Origin of the sequence: Streptococcus oralis subsp. oralis (genome assembly GCF_002096455.1) — a bacterium.
In the GTDB taxonomy this organism is placed as follows: Bacteria; Bacillota; Bacilli; order Lactobacillales; family Streptococcaceae; genus Streptococcus; species Streptococcus oralis_CY.
Window position 1 is genome coordinate 60,425 of sequence record NZ_NCUL01000003.1, and the last position, 16,395, is coordinate 76,819.

Here is a 16,395-nt window from a genome sequence, read left to right on the forward strand (position 1 = left end):
TCACAGACTATTACCCATTAAAGCTTTCTGTCAACTGAGGCACCACTTGTTTCTTACGTGAAACGGCACCTGGAAGGAAAGCGTGGTTGTTTTCAAGTTTGAAGTTAAAGGCTGCTTCCACCTTGTCCATGTTTGATCCAAGAGCCAAAATTTCTGAGTTTGAGTTGACAATGTCTGTAATCATCAAGACAAAGTCAGAGTATCCGTTTGCTGTATTGGCAGTTTGCATTGCAGCTTCAATTTCTGCTTGACGTTCCAAGACTTCAGCAATATCAACTGTGTTTACTTGGGCAACACGGACCTTATTTCCGTTGAGTTCAAAAGTCTTAACATCGATATCAATCAATTCTTCAGCAGATTTACTAGCCAAGTTTGTGCCAGCTTTCAGCATAGCAAGACCGTACTCTTCTAAGTTGACACCAGCCAATTCAGCCAATTCAGGCGCAATCACTTTATCAGATGGGTGAGTTGTTGGTGATTTCAAAAGAAGAGTATCTGAAATCAAACCTGAAAGCATCAAACCTGCGATTTCTTTAGGAACAGCTACACCATGCTCTTTGAACATGCGGTAAACGATAGAAGACGCTGATCCAACTGGTTCCAAGCGCATGTAAAGTGGGCTGGCAGTTTCAAAATTAGCCACACGGTGGTGATCCACAACTCCGTAAACTTCTACTTCAGCAATATCTGACACTGATTGTTGGAATTCATTGTGGTCAGTCAAGATGACTTGCTCTGCACCTTCTGCTTTAGCAGATGTGATAACGCGTGGTGCTTCTACACCAAAATAGTTCAAAACGAAGGCTGTTTCTTCATTAGGAGTTCCAAGTGCTACTGCTTCTGTGTCCAATCCATAAGCTTCTTTTGCAAGGTAAGCAAAGGCTACAGATGACCCGATGGCATCTGAGTCTGGATTTTGGTGACCAAATACTAGAATCTTAGACATGATAATACCTCTTTAAATTTATTCATCTTATTGTAGCACTTTTTTCCTCTTTTGACAAAAGTAAGAGGAGCCAAAAGACTCCTCCTTAGACATCAATATGGTTGACTAGATTTTTCTCTTGATTTTCAGATAAAAATCGTTCTTTCTGAGGACGTTTCTTTCGTTTGAGGAGAGCCTCGGCAGACATGGCTTCTTCCTTACTGGCAAAACCCTCTACATAGATGAGTTTGACTGGCAAGCGAGCTCGGGTATACTTGGCTCCCTTACCACTATTATGAACGGCAAGGCGCCTCTTCACATCCGTTGTATAGCCCGTATAGTAAGAACCGTCGCGACACTCCACCACATACATATAGGCCTTATGATCCATAGTAAATCTCTTGAATTTCTGGTGTATAAGAACCATCATCATTGTGAACGATGAGTGGTGGCAAGACCTTAAAGCCACTGGTCGATCCATCCTTGATAGCTTCGATTAAGAGCATATTAGCCTCCTTCTCACGTTTAGGATAGACAAATTGCAGGCGCTTGGGTGCCAAATTATGGCGTTGAAGCATGTCTAAGATATCCAAGAGCCGATCTGGACGATGAACCATGGCCAAACGGCCATTAGACTTGAGAATACTCTGAGCACTACGGCAAATTTCTTTTAGGTTAGTCGTAATTTCGTGTCTGGCCAGAAGGTAATGTTCACTCTCGTTCAGATTAGAATGCGGATCCACCTTAAAATAAGGCGGATTGCACAAAATCATATCCACCTTACTTCCCTGAATGTGGGCAGGCATATTTTTCAAATCATCACAGATGACCTGCATCTGCTCTTCCAAGCCATTCAACTGAACCGAACGCTCTGCCATATCCGCCAAGCGCTCCTGAATCTCTACAGATATTATCCGCGCCTGAGTACGTGAACTAGCAAAAAGTCCCACTGCACCATTTCCAGCACAAAAGTCCACAATTAAACCCCGTTTAGGGAAGCGAGGAAAGCGTGATAAAAGAACACTATCCACCGAATAGCTAAACACCTCTCTATTTTGGATGATTTTGATATCTGTCGAAAAGAGCTGATTGATTCGCTCTCCTGGTTTTAATAATTGTTCTTCTTTCATACTTTTATTATAACAAATGATGTTAATATTACAAATGGTTTAGATAATCGTATTTATGGCTTCTTCTTTAAATGCTCTAATGCCTCACGCGTCCAAACAGGCATCATTCGTCCAAGTGGTGCAAAACCGTGCTTGATCCGATCATTTGAAAAACGTCTCCGTCTTGGCAATTGATGTTTTTCCTCTTCCAAGGTACGGATAGAAAGACTAGCCTTCCCAGTGTATTCGTCAAAATCCACCACCTGAACTTGGACTTCATCACCAATTTTTAAAATGTCATAGATATTTTCAATAAATCCCGTCCGAATCTCCGAGATGTGAATCAGCCCTGTCACCCCTGTCTCTAACTCAACAAAGGCACCATAGGGCTGAATTCCTGTAATACGCCCAGTTAGCTTATCACCAATTTTCATTCTAGTCCTCAATTTCAATCGTTTCAATTACTACATCTTCAACTGGTTTGTCCATTGCACCAGTCTCAACAGCTGCAATGGCATCCAAGACCGCAAACGATTCTGCGTCCACCAATTGCCCAAAAACAGTATGGCGACGGTCAAGGTGAGGAGTTCCACCTTGTTCTGCATAAATCTCAGCGATTGGTTCAGGCCAGCCACCACGCGCAATCTCTTTCTTAGAGTACGGCAAGTGTTGGTTTTGCACGATAAAGAACTGGCTACCATTGGTATTTGGACCCGCATTGGCCATAGAAAGGGCACCACGGATATTATAGAGTTCTTCAGAAAATTCATCTGCAAAAGAGTCACCGTAGATTGACTCGCCCCCCATACCAGTACCAGTTGGGTCTCCACCTTGGATCATAAAGTCCTTGATAATTCGGTGGAAAATGACACCATCATAGTAACCATCTTTTGACAGAGCAACAAAGTTAGCCACTGTTTTAGGAGCCTGTTCAGGGAAAAGCTTGATACGCAAGTCTCCGTGATTTGTCTTAATGGTCGCAAGAGGACCTTCTACTGTTTCAATTTCTACTTGTGGGAAATGCAATTCTTTTTCTACCATACCAAATCCTTCTAAAGCATCAAAAATGCCATCTTCTTCTACTGTTTTTGTAATATAATCTGCTTTTTCTTTGATCTTTTCGTGGGAAACTCCCATAGCAACACTAATACCTGCATAATCAAAGAGTTCTAAATCGTTAAGACCGTCCCCAAAGACCATGACATTCTCTGGTTTAAAGCCTAGATGTTCCACCACCTTGGCTACACCAGTTGCTTTGGATCCTGAAATCGGCACGATATCTGATGAATGTTCATGCCAACGCACCATTCGAAGTTTACCTGAGAGACTATCTGGTAGGTGCAAGTCATCCCCTTTATCCTCAAAGGTCCACATCTGGTAAATATCTGCTTTTTCATGGAAGTTAGGATCCACATCCAAGTTTGGATAAATCGGATCAATAGCTTCACTGATCAGTTCTGTTCGCGTGGAGAGTTTGGCGTCATGACTACCAACCAGGCCGTACTCAATTCCCTCTTCCTTCGTCCAAGAAATGTACTCCACAACATCTGACTTGTCAATCTGATGTTGATAAATGACCTGACCTTTTTTATCTTCTATATAGGCCCCATTTAGGGTTACAAAAAAGTCCGGTTTGAGCTCACGAATCTCTGGAACAACACCAAAAATACCACGTCCAGAGGCGATTCCTGTTAAGATTCCTTTTTCACGTAACTGTTTAAAGACAGTGGGAATTGTATCTGGAATAAAACCTGTCTTTGACGTACGCAGGGTATCATCAATATCAAAAAAGATGATTTTAATCTTCTTTGCCTTGTATTTTAATTTCGCATCCATCTCTCTACCTCTTTTCCATCACTCTTTCCATTATACCATAAAGCTGATGAAATTCCTTTTTTGAAAAAAGATGAAAATCCTATCAAAAAGAGAGCCAGTAAAACTAGCCCTCTCTTTTCATCCTAGAACATCTCTAGAGCAATCATGGTAATCATCGTTGCATCATAGTAGCTTTCTATAGGTAAATCTTGTGTGAAAATGTATTTATTTTGTTGAAGAAGTTTCAGATAACCTTCTCCCTTGTCAGAAGCATAGGTAATCGGGGCCAAAAAACTACCTGCCTGGTATTGATTGAGGGCCGTTCCGTTCAAGTCATAACCAGCATAGATACGTTGCTCTTTCATAAAGAAATCCATCATCTTTTGAACGAGTTTTTGGCTTCTTTCATCCTGGCTCTGTGACAGGTGATAAGGCAAACGACAAGCATTATAAGAATAAGCCCCATCGTATTGAGATTCGATAGTGTTGGCATCAACAAGACGTACCCCTGACTTCTCAGCCCAGATAAAGTCTGGCAAGAGACCCGTATCAGAATGAGAACTGATTTGCTCCAATTGCCCAAGCATCTTATCCTTAATGTCTAACCACTGTTTATTTCCAGTCAGGTCATAAAAAGATTGGAAATAGTGAGGAAGAGTATCAGACGTCCGCATCAAGTAATAATAATCAGAATCCTTGTTTGCCCAGTTCCCTACTGTTAGGACACCTGTCTCTTCATTATAATTGTATCGAAGAATATCTTCTAAGATTTTTTTAGCTTGCGCTTGGTATTCCTGTGCTTTATCAGGCCACTGCTTGGCAGCTTCAATCAAAGAATAAGCGATGTAGAGATCCCCATCAGTTGCGTTCTGCTTCTCAACCGTTTCACTACCATTTGTGATCACTTGCTTCCAAGACATCAACTGCGTTCCCTCGATACGATGATTTTGGTAATAGCGATAAAGGCTTTCATAATCTGCTTGTGTTGCTTGCCCTTTTTGGGCTGCTAAAACCGTTATGAGCATGCCGTAACTCTGGGCTTCTGATAAAACTGTTGTTTCCTCAGAATCATTCGTCGTACGAACATAAGACTGATCGCCTTTTGTAACAAGGAACTGTTGGCTCCATTGGCTGTAAATTCGATTACGCATCTCGATTTTAGTCCTTCCTCTCACTAAAAACAAGGCTAAACAAAAGATAGAAAGGATGAGCACAAACCAGACATATTTTAATTTATTCGTTTTCATAGAACCTCCTATCCTGCAAATCGCTTGGTTTTAACCCACTTGGTTTCTTTTCGTCGGAGTACTTTATCCAGCACGATTGAAGAAATGGAATCAACGGATACAACGATAAACATCTGTGCATAAGAGAAATAGGCTGCCAGGGCTAACCAGATTTGTTTAGTTGTTGCTTGTCCAAATTGACTTGCCAATGCTGTCATAATTTGCATCAAATAGAGACCAATCATGAGAATCCAGTTAAAGAGCATGAGCTGAGCGATGTAGATATTGTCCGCATCAAAAGCAAATGGAACCCTGACATCTGGGAAGAAAAGATTAAGACAGATCGCTAGCACATTCGCTAGGAAAATCAAATCCGAAAGAACAATAGCAAAGTTAAACCAAAAGAAAACACAAGAATAGTTAAAGACTTCTAGTTTAACGCGCCAGTTTGCTCTGCCAAATAAATGCTTAAAGTTCGAGAGAACAACTTCATAATTTCCTTTCGCCCAACGTTTCCGCTGCATATAGTAACTCTTTAAGGTCTCAGGTTCTTGTTGGAAAGCCTCTGAATTATAGGCAAGGGCAATCAATTTACCACTCTGCATGATTTTGAAGGAAATATCGGTATCCTCAGTTAAGGCACCATTTTTCCAACCACCGATACTCTTTACAAAGTCGGTTTGAATGATAAAGTTGGTTCCTGGGATACGCCCAATTTTAAAGAGATGCCACATCCCAACGTGGTGCACGCGCTGAGTAACAACGATCTCTTGGTTGATACAACGAGTCAAGAAATTTTGGTTGGCGTTTCGAGTCTTGTTGCGGCCAAAAGATGCCACATGACGTTCTGGATCCTTCATAACTTCTTTGACAAGGAAATAAAGAGCATTTTTTTCAGGCATGGCATCTGCATCATAAACACAGATGTATTCGCCTGTTGCCATCTCCAAAGCATCGTTTAGAACGCCCGCTTTTCCTCCCGTACCAGTACGGTCGATAATGGTTAGATTTCTTCCTGCATATTCAGGCATGGCTTGTACAGACAAACATTCTGCATAGGTGTTATCCGAACAGTTATCCGCAAACAAGAGCAACTCCACACGGTCGTGAGGATAGTTCATATCCAAGATAGCTTTTGCCGTTTGGGCAATAACCACATCCTCATTATGGGCAGGAACAACAATCGTTACCTTAGGATAATAAGGTAGAGGCGAAGTGTCTACACGAAAATCACTGTGTTTAAACCAAAAGTGTACTGCCGAAAAGAGAATTACCAAGCCCCATGCTAGAGAAATCCAAATTGTAAGCAAGGTAAAAATCATTAACATTTGACTAATCATGATTCACCGCCTTAAAATTTTTGTTTACTCGATGGTAAAGAATATTGTATGCAATAAATAGTATGATAAAACAAATGCCAAAGGCGAGACTGAGTCCCAAAGCAATACCAAAAAATAGTTCGGTTAAAGTCATGTTCCCCTCCTAATATTCCACAATTACATCTGTCTCTAGTTGACGTTTGAGATGACTGGCGACATCCGCGTAGTCTTGGTATTTATCTTTATTATCAGAGTTAATCACCAAATAGCCTGTTTGGAACTGAATTCCTTGATTGCCATCTTCTCCATGAAAAACTAAACTGCTCAGTTTCTCCTGCAAACCATTCAAATAAAGTTCCTTCAAAGAATGTTGGCTTTTACTGGATAGAACGAGAAAATTACCATCCGAAACGTAATAGAGTTTATCATTGTAGCTCAATTCCTGAGCAATTACCTCTTGAATGCTACTGAGCATCTGGTTATGTTCTTTCGGTTTAATCTGGAAGAACAAATCTTCATGTGCCCAATGAATCAATAGAGATTGAACCGTAACATCACTTTGTTCAGTGACCATCGCTTGGTAATCTGCTCGCGCTTCGTCTTCCTGTTCTTGTACCTTTGAGGCCACCTTGAAGAAATAATAACGAACCTTAAGTAGAATCCCAATCAAAAGAGGAAAACTGATTAATAAAAAGACCAGTTGAATGATCGGGATATAAACCACACCCGCAACCAAAACGATAAGTCCAAAACCAAATGCTAAGATAAGGGTCCAAGTAAGCAAAAGGTCAGATAATACCAACACTGCAAACAAGGCTAAAGCTAAAAAAAAGATTTGTTCTAAAATGATTGCTCGAGCATACAAAAAACAAAGCACCAAAAGAATGACCTCACAAGCAAGCAAAGCCATAAGCCAGTTTTTAAATTGACTCCATTTTTTCATTTTATCTTATTTCCCCCCTTTGAATTCCGATACAGAAGTCGCTGCCCCAAAGTACTGTTGAATGGATTGTACGATTCGTTCAGAGGCTCTTCCATCTCCATAAGGATTTGGTGCCTGAGACATTTGTCTATAAAGAGTTTCATCTGTTAAGAGTGCTGCCATCGCTTCTTTCACACGTACTGGATCCGTACCAACTAGCTTCAACGTACCTGCTCTTACTCCTTCTGGACGTTCCGTTGTGTCACGAAGGACAAGGACAGGTTTGCCGAGAGAAGGCGCCTCTTCCTGAACACCTCCAGAGTCAGTCATGATAAAATAGCTTCTTGAAGCCAAATTATGAAAATCAAGTACATCTAAAGGCTCAATCAAGTGAATACGATCGTGACCAGCTAAGATATCGTTTGCTGCTTCTTGCACAGCAGGGCTAAGGTGAACAGGATAAACAACTTCAATTTCCTGATGAAGATCGACCATCTCACGTAAAGCTGCAAAGACATTTCTCATTGATTGACCTTGATTCTCACGACGATGCATGGTTACTAATACAAGTTTCTTATCTGGATCCAATTGATCTAAAACTTCATGATAGTAATCCGATTGAACGGTTAGTTTCAAGGCATCAATGGCTGTATTTCCCGTAATGACAATAGCAGACTCAGGGTGATTTTCCTTGAGGAGATTTTCTTTACTCTCACTAGTTGGAGCAAAATAAAGATCCGCTAGGTTATCAGTCATCTGACGATTCATTTCTTCTGGGAAAGGAGAATACTTATAAAATGTCCTTAGGCCAGCTTCAACGTGGCCGATTCGTACCTGATTATAGAAAGCAACTAAACTTGCTGCAAAAGTTGTTGTTGTATCTCCATGAACAAGAATTATATCTGGAAGTTCTTGCTTAACAACTGGATCAAACTTTTCTAAAATTTTTCCAGTAATGTCTAAGAGGGATTGATTTTTCCCCATAATATCCAGGTCATAATGTGGCTCGATGCTAAACGTTTCAAGAACTTGATCAAGCATTTGACGGTGCTGAGCTGTCACAACTGTGATCGTCTCAATGCTGTCACTATGTTTTTGCAATTCTAACACTAAAGGGGCCATTTTAATAGCTTCTGGTCGTGTTCCAAAAACAACCATCACTTTCAGTTTCTTCATTACGCTATCCTTCTACTATAATAAAATTTGACACATCAGATTAATCTTTATATCGAATTATTGCGCAAATCAATTAATTTGATTATCTTAATTATTTTACCGTCAATTAATTTATATGTCAAATTTTTTCCAAATTATATTATTGCATTTAATTTAATTTTAACAATTTGTAACCTTTTTGTAACAATATTATTTACAACCTTTAAAAAGCCTTATTTTAGGAAATTTTAAGACTTTTCAAAAGAATCCGTATTTAAAAAAACTAAACCTTATATGTTTTTTTTGATATTTATTTTTATCTTGATAATTCAAACAATTATATTTTACCACTTTGAGGAATAAATCAAACAATTTCAAACAAAAAAATTCCTTTTTCGAATGAAAAAGGGACTGTGATTGTTGTTTACTATATTTAAAATTTAAACCTTATAAAATCTGTCTTAAAACAAATTTTTCGACAGATACAAGACCAATTCTCCGATATCTTCACAAACCGCATTCATGGCCGGTTGATGGTTCTGATACCAAACACCCGTCCCATCTGGAATATAGCCTCGTTTGATGTATAATCTCTGGGCAGGTCCATACCCTGAATGGAGCCCAACACCAAGGGTCACCTTATCCGATATGAGCCTAACTTGTTTTTCTGCTTCTTCCAGCAAGAGATTTCCAATACCTTGATTTTGAAAAGGTTCAAAGACATTAAAATCTGAGAGTTCTGGATAGATTTCTGCAAAAGGCCCCTGCTTAGCGCAGGACAAAATTGTGATATAACCCGCTAAAGCACCCTCAACCTCTGCAACTAAGACTTCTCTCTCCCCACTTTCTTGCTCCTTAAAGTATCGAGTTAAAATCTCCTCTCTACTTGGCCAACCTTGGCTGATAAATCCTCGAGATAGTTCTTGTATGTCAGATTCTTGCATTTTTCTAATTGAACATGTCGTCTTCATAAGCTGCTCCTTTATAGCTTTCTCCTACCATTATAGCACGATAATAAAGATTAAAAGAAAAAACCTAGTAAGACAAAAGAATCTTACTAGGTCAACAGGGAATCCTTTCTAACAAAATCCTATAAAAATCTGAAAAAGAGGTCCACTGGACCTCAATTCGCTCTCTCATTTCAAGGCTCGTGAAAAAAAGACCCATATGGATCTTAATTCGCTTTCTTATTTCCGAGCTCATGAAAAAGAGGTCCACTGGACCTCAACTCGCTCTCTCATTTCCATGCTCGTAAAAAAAGACCCACCCGGGTCTTAATTCGCTTTCTTATTTTCAAGCTCATGAAAAAGAGGTCCACTGGACCTCTTTTTTAATCTTCGTTTACGAAAGGCATCAAAGCCATTACGCGTGCGCGTTTGATAGCTGTTGTTACTTTACGTTGGTTTTTAGCTGAAGTTCCTGTTACACGACGAGGAAGGATTTTCCCACGTTCTGAAACGAAACGGCTAAGAAGCTCAGTATCTTTGTAATCAACATATTCAATTTTGTTTGCTGCGATGTAATCAACTTTTTTACGGCGTTTGAATCCGCCACGACGTTGTTGAGCCATGTTTTTTCTCCTTTATAGTATTAATTGTCCATTAAAATGGTAAATCATCATCTGAAATGTCCAATGGATTGGTTGCTCCAAATGGATTTTCAGAACGTGAAAAGTCTGGTACTGGGTTTGCAGGTGCTGATTGACCAGCAGTTGGTGCAGAATAAGCTCCACCTGAATGTCCTTCACGCACTCCGCGGCTTTCCAACATTTGGAAATTCTCAGCCACGACTTCTGTTACGTAGACACGTTGTCCTTGCTGGTTATCGTAACTACGAGTCTGGATACGGCCTGTGATCCCGATAAGAGAGCCTTTTTTAGCCCAGTTAGCAAGATTTTCAGCCTGTTGGCGCCACATAACGACATTGATAAAATCAGCCTCACGTTCGCCATTTTGACTCTTAAATGTACGGTTTACTGCAAGAGTAAAAGTCGCAACTGCTACATTTGATGGGGTATAACGCAACTCAGCGTCACGTGTCATACGCCCTACAAGTACAACATTGTTAATCATAATTTACCTTCTTACGCGTCAAGTTTGACGATCATGTGACGAAGAATGTCAGCGTTGATTTTTGAAAGACGGTCAAACTCTTTAAGAGCTGCGTCGTCGTTTGCTTCAACGTTAACGATGTGGTAAAGTCCTTCACGGAAATCTTGGATTTCGTATGCAAGACGACGTTTTTCCCATGATTTTGATTCAACAACAGTTGCACCGTTGTCAGTCAAGATAGAGTCAAAACGTGCTACCAAAGCGTTTTTCGCTTCTTCTTCAATGTTTGGACGAATGATATAAAGAATTTCGTATTTAGCCATTGATATGTTCCTCCTTTTGGTCTAATGACCCCTAGTCTTTGCAAGGGGTAAGTGAGGTTTGCTCACAATAAACTATTATACTAGAAAAACTGATAGATAGCAAGATAAAAGTGAAAAAAGAAGATGAAATTATCTTCTTTTTACTAGTTTATGGTTTGATACGGTGCAACATACGTGGGAATGGAATAGCTTCACGGATGTGTTTTGTACCTGCTGCGAAAGTGACCATACGTTCAATACCGATACCAAATCCACCATGTGGTACTGTACCATATTTACGAAGGTCAAGGTAAAATTCATACTCTGTACGATCCATTCCAAGTTCTTCCATTTTAGCAACAAGAGCATCGTAGTCTTCCTCACGCATAGAACCACCGATGATTTCTCCATACCCTTCTGGTGCGAGCAAATCTGCACAAAGCACGCGCTCTGGATTTCCAGGAACTGGTTTCATGTAGAAGGCCTTGATGGCTGCTGGGTAGTTCATAACAAATGTTGGCACACCAAAGTGGTTTGAAATCCATGTTTCGTGTGGTGAACCAAAGTCATCGCCATGCTCAAGATGCTCGTAGTCAGCATCTTCATCATTTTCATGCTCTTGCAAAAGGTCAATGGCTTGATCGTAAGTGATGCGTTTGAATGGCTCTGCAATGTAGCGTTTCAAGAGCTCTGTATCACGTTCCAAGGTTTCCAAGGCTTGAGGTGCACGGTCAAGAACACCTTGAAGAAGGGCTTTTACGTAAGCTTCTTGCAAGTCAAGTGACTCATCATGTGTCAAGTAAGAGTACTCCGCATCCATCATCCAGAACTCAGTCAAGTGACGGCGTGTTTTTGATTTTTCAGCACGGAATACTGGACCAAAGTCAAAGACACGACCAAGAGCCATAGCCCCTGCTTCTAGGTAAAGCTGACCTGATTGACTCAAGTAGGCTGGTGTTCCAAAGTAGTCTGTTTCAAAGAGTTCTGTTGAATCTTCAGCCGCGTTTCCTGAAAGAATTGGGCTATCAAATTTCATGAAGCCGTTCTTGTCGAAAAACTCATAAGTTGTATAGATGATAGCGTTACGGATTTGCATCACCGCTACTTGCTTGCGAGAGCGGAGCCACAAGTGACGGTTGTCCATCAAGAAGTCTGTTCCGTGTTCTTTTGGTGTGATTGGGTAATCTTGAGATTCACCGATCACTTCGATGTCTGTAATATCCAACTCATAGCCAAACTTAGAACGTTCGTCTTCTTTGACAATTCCTGTCACATAAACAGAAGTTTCTTGGCTCAATCGTTTGATGACATCAAACTTCTCAAGTCCCACTTCCTCACCGAACTTTTCAATAAAGTTTGGTTTAAAGGCAACTCCTTGGAAGAAGGCTGTCCCATCACGCAATTGCAAGAAGGCAATTTTCCCTTTTCCAGATTTGTTGGCAACCCAGGCTCCGATGGTCACTTCTTGACCAACGTAGTCTTTTACATCGATAATTGTTACACGTTTTGTCATAATCTATCTTCCTTTTTTCGTTTAACTTGTCCGAAGACATCATTACCCACTATTTTACCATAAATGGACTGTGATAGCTAGGTTCTACTAGAGAAAAATCGCGAGATTTTCGTTACAAAAAATCTTCGCTAAAAAGGCGAAGATTCTAAGTTTTATTTTTCCATAAACTGGTGCAAACGACGAATAGCTTCTTTTAATGTGTCCAAGTCTGTGGCATAGCTGAGACGAACATTTTCTGGTGCTCCAAATCCAGCTCCTGTAATCAAGGCAAGGCCGACTTCTTCGAGAATAGCCGTTGTAAACTCTGTCACATCGGTATAACCCTTCATTTCCATCGCTTTTTTAACATTTGGGAAAAGATAGAAGGCACCTTGGGGCTTGACAACTTCAAATCCTGGGACTTGGCACAAGAGAGGATAAATGGTATTCAACCGTTCCTCAAATGCTTGACGCATGGTTTCAACAGAGTCTTGCGGTCCAGTTAGGGCTTCAATGGTAGCATATTGTGATACAGCAGTCAGGTTGGAGGTCGTTTGTCCTGTTAGTTTGCTCATGGCAGCAATAATTTCAGGATTTCCCACAGCATAACCTACCCGCCAACCAGTCATGGCATAGGCCTTAGATACACCGTTAATCACGATGGTTTGCTTGCGAATGGCTTCTGACAGACTAGAAATTGGAACAAATTCGTTCCCGTTATAAACCAAACGACCATAAATATCATCTGCTAAGATAAGGACATCATGCGCAACAGCCCAATTTCCGATAGCCAAGAGTTCCTCACGAGAGTAAATCATACCGGTCGGATTCGATGGTGAATTGAGAACTAAGATCTTGGTCTTATCTGTTCGCGCTGCTTCTAGCTGCTCTACTGTTACTTTAAAGTGATTGTCTTCCTTTGCCTGGACAAAGACTGGCACTCCTTCTGCCATTTTGACCTGGTCTCCATAGCTGACCCAGTATGGTGTAGGGATAATGACTTCATCACCTGGATTGACCACAGCCATAAAGAAGGTGTAGAGAGAGAACTTAGCACCAGTGGCAAAGGTAACCTCGTTGGCTGCAACAGAATACCCATAATAGCGTTCAAAATAGGTATTAACCGCCGCTTTTAACTCTGGTAGGCCTGAAGCAACTGTATAAAAGGAAGCTCGTCCATCTCGAATCGCTTCTACCGCTGCATCCTGAATGTTTTCAGGAGTATGAAAATCAGGCTGTCCCAAGGTTAAGAAAAGAACATCCTTTCCCTGAGCTTTTAATGCTTTGGCTCTTGCATCACTAGCTAGAGTGATGCTTTCTTCCATTTCTAGTACACGTTTGGATAGTTTCATATGCCCTCCTTATTGGATCACTGCTCCTGTTTCAAAGTCAACCAGATAGTACTGTTTTCCTGACTTAACTTCCCAAATCGGCTTGTCCTGATAGCGACCAAAAGTAATCTTGTCAATGTCGCTAGCTCCTTTTTCCCTCGAAATCGTCGCTGCCTTGTCTTGAGAAATCCCTTTATCAAGCTGATAAACATAAATCTTGTGGTCATTCTTTTCAATCAGTACGGCAATGGCCTCTTGCTTTTTATTATGTCCTAAAACGCTGTAATAACCTTCTAGTCCATTATAAAAATCAACCTGATCTGCCTTTTCCAATTCTGCATACTGCTTGGCTAGTTTTTCTCCCTCAACTCTAGCATCTTGATAGGGTTTCATGCTGAGTGATATCAGATAAAGGAAGGAAGTGGTCATGACTAGTACTACCAGAGCAATGCCGATTCCATACTGTAAAAGTAGCTTGTTTTTTGCTTTTTTCTGTCTTAGTTTCACTCGTCTATTTTACCATCTCTCCTTCTTTATTACAAGTGAAGACGGGAACATTCTAAGATTCTTTTCCTATAAAATATAAGTTCTTGTTTTTCTCTCTCATTATTGATAAAATAGCCTTATGAAACAATATTTGAAAGAGAAAATTTCCGATAATCAACTAGACTTAAAAACGGCTATCGTCCTCAATAAAGCCATACGAACTTTTAAACCATATGAAGCCAAGGCTGCTAAAGAACACGGGCTAACACCCACCCAATTTTCAGTTTTGGAAACCCTCTATAGCAAGGGGGAACTACGCATTCAGGATTTGATTGAAAAAATGTTGGCCACTTCTGGAAACATGACTGTTGTCATTCGAAATATGGTTCGAGATGGATGGATTTCTAGAACTTGCGACCCCAAGGATCGTCGCTCCTTTTTCCTGAAATTAACACCTGCAGGACGCAGAAAAATCGAGGAGGTTCTTCCTGACCATATCGATTCGATTGTAGAAGCACTCAGCATCTTGGAAGATGGCGAAAAGGAAGACTTAATCCAGATTTTAAAAAAATTTAAAAATTTGTGAGCAAAATTATTGCTAATTAGTATCATTTGTTGTAACATGGATGGTAACAAAAGAGTTCGCTCTTTGAATTTTAAACTAAAGGAGACACATCATGTCTAAAAAAGTATTATTTATCGTCGGTTCACTACGCCAAGGTTCTTTCAACCACCAAATGGCCCTCGAAGCTGAAAAAGCACTTGCTGGAAAAGCAGAAGTTAGCTATCTTGATTACTCAGCTGTTCCTCTCTTCAGCCAAGATTTGGAAGTTCCAACTCATCCAGCTGTAGCTGCTGCTCGTGAAGCAGTCCTTGCTGCGGATGCTATCTGGATCTTCTCTCCAGTCTACAACTTCTCTATCCCTGGAACAGTGAAAAACTTGCTTGACTGGCTCTCTCGCGCCATTGACTTGTCTGATACACGTGGTGCTTCTGCCCTCCAAGACAAGTTTGTTACTGTCTCATCTGTAGCCAATGCTGGTCACGATCAACTCTTTGCTATTTACAAAGACCTCTTGCCATTTATCCGTACACAAGTCGTTGGTGATTTTACAGCTGCTCGTGTCAATGACTCTGCTTGGGCAGACGGAAAATTGGTGTTAGAAGAAGCAACTGCTTCATCACTTGCAAAACAAGCGGACGACCTTCTTGTAGCCATCAACTAATCTAGCAAAAACCAGCTCGAATGAGCTGGTTTTATGCTTGTTTCACAAAGACGAGTTCTAAGTCACTGGATAAATCAGGTTGGTAGTCAAAGCCTGCAAAACTGAGCTTGCGAGCTTGTTCGACTGTATGGACTTGCCCCTCTATCAAGGCGGTTAAAAAGGCACCACGGGCTTTTTTTGAAATGGTTGAGTGGATTTTCAGCTGGCCTGCCTTGTCCTCCATAAATTTGAAGGTCACTATCTTTTCTCTAATTTCCTTCGAAAATACGGTTTCAAACTCTGATGATAGGAGTGAGAATATCAAATCCTCATCCTCTAGTGCCTCATCGTAGGCTGACTTCCAATGACTCTTTAAAGTCTTCCCAGCAACTTTTAACTTCATCAAGAAGTCCAAACGGTGAGGAGCCATGGGCGACAAGGCGGGGACAACACCGTATAAAGCCGAGGTAATTAGGACATGATTTTCAAGATAGGTTTGTTCAGCCTTGGTTAACTCATCTCGTTTGATGTGACGATACATGAGACCATCGAAAAGTTTCAAGGCTGGATAATGTTTAGCCCTGTGATCTTTTAAAGCTTGAATATGAGCGTACTCTTCTTCTGCTTTCTCGGCAGATACCTTATAAAAAGTCTCTAATTCACTAGCTGAGTAATGCGCCAGTGAGTCAAGGACTTCCTGACTTTCTTCCCTCAAAGGGAGCGCTTCGATACAAGGATGGTCTGTGTTCATTTCTTTGGCTGTTGGGATTAAAATTTTCATATTGTTAGTGTAGCATATTTTTCAATCACGACCAAGAATTTCATCTTAAAAACCTCGGTTCACACCGAGGTTTCTCTGTTTATTTTGGCCATCCTAACCAGATAGCCACGAGAACAAGGGCTGTGCCAGCTAAGCTTGTTAAGATAGATAAGAATTTATCTTTTTTCTCCTTGAACTGAGAAAACCTATTTTTATACTCAATGAAAATCAAAGAGCAAACTAGGAAGCTAGCCGCAGGCTGTACTTGAGTACGGCAAGGCGACGCTGACGTAGTTT

General features: G+C 40.7%; 20 protein-coding genes. 2 read left to right on the forward strand and 18 right to left on the reverse strand.

Annotated elements, in window-relative coordinates; genetic code table 11:
• Nucleotides 1-10: 10 nt before the first annotated feature.
• From B7720_RS00480 to B7720_RS00555, 16 genes are all read right to left on the reverse strand, one after another.
• Nucleotides 11-946 carry a manganese-dependent inorganic pyrophosphatase gene (locus tag B7720_RS00480; RefSeq protein WP_084855998.1) on the reverse strand — a complete coding sequence of 312 codons (936 nt, stop codon included), beginning with the start codon at nt 944-946 and terminating at the stop codon, nt 11-13.
• An 85-nt stretch (nt 947-1,031) separates the two neighbouring features.
• On the reverse strand, nt 1,032-1,316 hold the full coding sequence (locus B7720_RS00485; protein ID WP_000349631.1) for a GIY-YIG nuclease family protein: 285 nt from the start codon (nt 1,314-1,316) through the stop codon (nt 1,032-1,034).
• A complete protein-coding gene (locus B7720_RS00490; RefSeq protein ID WP_000657018.1) occupies nt 1,306-2,055 on the reverse strand; it encodes a tRNA1(Val) (adenine(37)-N6)-methyltransferase in 750 nt (249 codons plus the stop codon). The genes B7720_RS00485 and B7720_RS00490 overlap by 11 nt, the downstream gene beginning before the upstream one ends.
• 53 nt (nt 2,056-2,108) lie before the next feature.
• Nucleotides 2,109-2,468, reverse strand: coding sequence for a S1 RNA-binding domain-containing protein (locus tag B7720_RS00495; RefSeq protein WP_000689619.1), 360 nt, complete (start codon nt 2,466-2,468; stop codon nt 2,109-2,111).
• Between the two features lies 1 nt (nt 2,469).
• The gene (locus B7720_RS00500; protein WP_084856000.1) at nt 2,470-3,870 is read right to left on the reverse strand and encodes a bifunctional Cof-type HAD-IIB family hydrolase/peptidylprolyl isomerase; all 1,401 of its coding nucleotides are present in this window, start codon (nt 3,868-3,870) and stop codon (nt 2,470-2,472) included.
• A 122-nt stretch (nt 3,871-3,992) separates the two neighbouring features.
• A complete protein-coding gene (locus tag B7720_RS00505; protein ID WP_084856002.1) occupies nt 3,993-5,096 on the reverse strand; it encodes a family 8 glycosyl hydrolase in 1,104 nt (367 codons plus the stop codon).
• Between the two features lie 8 nt (nt 5,097-5,104).
• The gene (locus B7720_RS00510; RefSeq protein WP_000625492.1) at nt 5,105-6,415 is read right to left on the reverse strand and encodes a glycosyltransferase family 2 protein; all 1,311 of its coding nucleotides are present in this window, start codon (nt 6,413-6,415) and stop codon (nt 5,105-5,107) included.
• Between the two features lie 142 nt (nt 6,416-6,557).
• Nucleotides 6,558-7,337, reverse strand: a complete 780-nt coding sequence (locus B7720_RS00515) for a hypothetical protein (protein ID WP_084856004.1) — start codon at nt 7,335-7,337, stop codon at nt 6,558-6,560.
• Between the two features lie 6 nt (nt 7,338-7,343).
• Nucleotides 7,344-8,492: a non-hydrolyzing UDP-N-acetylglucosamine 2-epimerase gene (gene wecB / locus B7720_RS00520; RefSeq protein WP_084856006.1), complete on the reverse strand. Its 1,149-nt coding sequence runs from the start codon at nt 8,490-8,492 to the stop codon at nt 7,344-7,346.
• A gap of 440 nt (nt 8,493-8,932) precedes the next feature.
• Nucleotides 8,933-9,442, reverse strand: coding sequence for a GNAT family N-acetyltransferase (locus B7720_RS00525; RefSeq protein WP_000858591.1), 510 nt, complete (start codon nt 9,440-9,442; stop codon nt 8,933-8,935).
• A 359-nt stretch (nt 9,443-9,801) separates the two neighbouring features.
• On the reverse strand, nt 9,802-10,041 hold the full coding sequence (rpsR, locus tag B7720_RS00530; RefSeq protein ID WP_000068664.1) for a 30S ribosomal protein S18: 240 nt from the start codon (nt 10,039-10,041) through the stop codon (nt 9,802-9,804).
• A 31-nt stretch (nt 10,042-10,072) separates the two neighbouring features.
• A complete protein-coding gene (gene ssbA / locus B7720_RS00535; RefSeq protein WP_000609595.1) occupies nt 10,073-10,543 on the reverse strand; it encodes a single-stranded DNA-binding protein SsbA in 471 nt (156 codons plus the stop codon).
• Between the two features lie 11 nt (nt 10,544-10,554).
• Nucleotides 10,555-10,845, reverse strand: a complete 291-nt coding sequence (gene rpsF / locus B7720_RS00540; protein ID WP_001151782.1) for a 30S ribosomal protein S6 — start codon at nt 10,843-10,845, stop codon at nt 10,555-10,557.
• A gap of 148 nt (nt 10,846-10,993) precedes the next feature.
• Nucleotides 10,994-12,337 (reverse strand): asparagine--tRNA ligase, encoded by a 1,344-nt coding sequence (asnS, locus tag B7720_RS00545; protein ID WP_000167133.1) that lies wholly within the window; start codon nt 12,335-12,337, stop codon nt 10,994-10,996.
• Between the two features lie 152 nt (nt 12,338-12,489).
• Nucleotides 12,490-13,668, reverse strand: coding sequence for a pyridoxal phosphate-dependent aminotransferase (locus tag B7720_RS00550; RefSeq protein WP_000777434.1), 1,179 nt, complete (start codon nt 13,666-13,668; stop codon nt 12,490-12,492).
• A gap of 9 nt (nt 13,669-13,677) precedes the next feature.
• Nucleotides 13,678-14,154, reverse strand: a complete 477-nt coding sequence (locus tag B7720_RS00555; protein ID WP_000776857.1) for a cell wall elongation regulator TseB-like domain-containing protein — start codon at nt 14,152-14,154, stop codon at nt 13,678-13,680.
• A 118-nt stretch (nt 14,155-14,272) separates the two neighbouring features.
• On the opposite strand from B7720_RS00555, the gene B7720_RS00560 reads away from it, so the two are divergent.
• Both B7720_RS00560 and B7720_RS00565 read left to right on the forward strand, forming a co-directional pair.
• Nucleotides 14,273-14,719: a MarR family winged helix-turn-helix transcriptional regulator gene (locus B7720_RS00560; protein ID WP_000816316.1), complete on the forward strand. Its 447-nt coding sequence runs from the start codon at nt 14,273-14,275 to the stop codon at nt 14,717-14,719.
• Nucleotides 14,720-14,810: 91 nt separating this feature from the next.
• The gene (locus B7720_RS00565; protein ID WP_000039627.1) at nt 14,811-15,359 is read left to right on the forward strand and encodes an NADPH-dependent FMN reductase; all 549 of its coding nucleotides are present in this window, start codon (nt 14,811-14,813) and stop codon (nt 15,357-15,359) included.
• Between the two features lie 31 nt (nt 15,360-15,390).
• Here the strand turns inward: B7720_RS00565 and yaaA are convergent, their stop codons facing one another.
• A complete protein-coding gene (gene yaaA, locus B7720_RS00570; protein ID WP_084856007.1) occupies nt 15,391-16,119 on the reverse strand; it encodes a peroxide stress protein YaaA in 729 nt (242 codons plus the stop codon).
• A gap of 79 nt (nt 16,120-16,198) precedes the next feature.
• Nucleotides 16,199-16,330 (reverse strand): DUF3953 domain-containing protein, encoded by a 132-nt coding sequence (locus tag B7720_RS00575; RefSeq protein ID WP_002874755.1) that lies wholly within the window; start codon nt 16,328-16,330, stop codon nt 16,199-16,201.
• Nucleotides 16,331-16,395: the final 65 nt, after the last annotated feature.

Excerpts from the sequence above, each read along its gene's own strand:
- B7720_RS00510 (WP_000625492.1), bottom strand. The coding sequence starts at position 6,415 with ATGATTAGTCAAATGTTAATGATTTTTACCTTGCTTACAATTTGGATT.
- B7720_RS00550 (WP_000777434.1), bottom strand. The coding sequence starts at position 13,668 with ATGAAACTATCCAAACGTGTACTAGAAATGGAAGAAAGCATCACTCTA.
- B7720_RS00525 (WP_000858591.1), bottom strand. The coding sequence starts at position 9,442 with ATGAAGACGACATGTTCAATTAGAAAAATGCAAGAATCTGACATACAA.
- B7720_RS00560 (WP_000816316.1), top strand. The coding sequence starts at position 14,273 with ATGAAACAATATTTGAAAGAGAAAATTTCCGATAATCAACTAGACTTA.
- rpsR (WP_000068664.1), bottom strand. The coding sequence starts at position 10,041 with ATGGCTCAACAACGTCGTGGCGGATTCAAACGCCGTAAAAAAGTTGAT.
- B7720_RS00485 (WP_000349631.1), bottom strand. The coding sequence starts at position 1,316 with ATGGATCATAAGGCCTATATGTATGTGGTGGAGTGTCGCGACGGTTCT.
- B7720_RS00505 (WP_084856002.1), bottom strand. The coding sequence starts at position 5,096 with ATGAAAACGAATAAATTAAAATATGTCTGGTTTGTGCTCATCCTTTCT.
- B7720_RS00495 (WP_000689619.1), bottom strand. The coding sequence starts at position 2,468 with ATGAAAATTGGTGATAAGCTAACTGGGCGTATTACAGGAATTCAGCCC.
- B7720_RS00490 (WP_000657018.1), bottom strand. The coding sequence starts at position 2,055 with ATGAAAGAAGAACAATTATTAAAACCAGGAGAGCGAATCAATCAGCTC.
- ssbA (WP_000609595.1), bottom strand. The coding sequence starts at position 10,543 with ATGATTAACAATGTTGTACTTGTAGGGCGTATGACACGTGACGCTGAG.
- rpsF (WP_001151782.1), bottom strand. The coding sequence starts at position 10,845 with ATGGCTAAATACGAAATTCTTTATATCATTCGTCCAAACATTGAAGAA.
- B7720_RS00565 (WP_000039627.1), top strand. The coding sequence starts at position 14,811 with ATGTCTAAAAAAGTATTATTTATCGTCGGTTCACTACGCCAAGGTTCT.
- B7720_RS00515 (WP_084856004.1), bottom strand. The coding sequence starts at position 7,337 with ATGAAAAAATGGAGTCAATTTAAAAACTGGCTTATGGCTTTGCTTGCT.
- B7720_RS00480 (WP_084855998.1), bottom strand. The coding sequence starts at position 946 with ATGTCTAAGATTCTAGTATTTGGTCACCAAAATCCAGACTCAGATGCC.
- B7720_RS00500 (WP_084856000.1), bottom strand. The coding sequence starts at position 3,870 with ATGGATGCGAAATTAAAATACAAGGCAAAGAAGATTAAAATCATCTTT.
- yaaA (WP_084856007.1), bottom strand. The coding sequence starts at position 16,119 with ATGAAAATTTTAATCCCAACAGCCAAAGAAATGAACACAGACCATCCT.
- asnS (WP_000167133.1), bottom strand. The coding sequence starts at position 12,337 with ATGACAAAACGTGTAACAATTATCGATGTAAAAGACTACGTTGGTCAA.
- wecB (WP_084856006.1), bottom strand. The coding sequence starts at position 8,492 with ATGAAGAAACTGAAAGTGATGGTTGTTTTTGGAACACGACCAGAAGCT.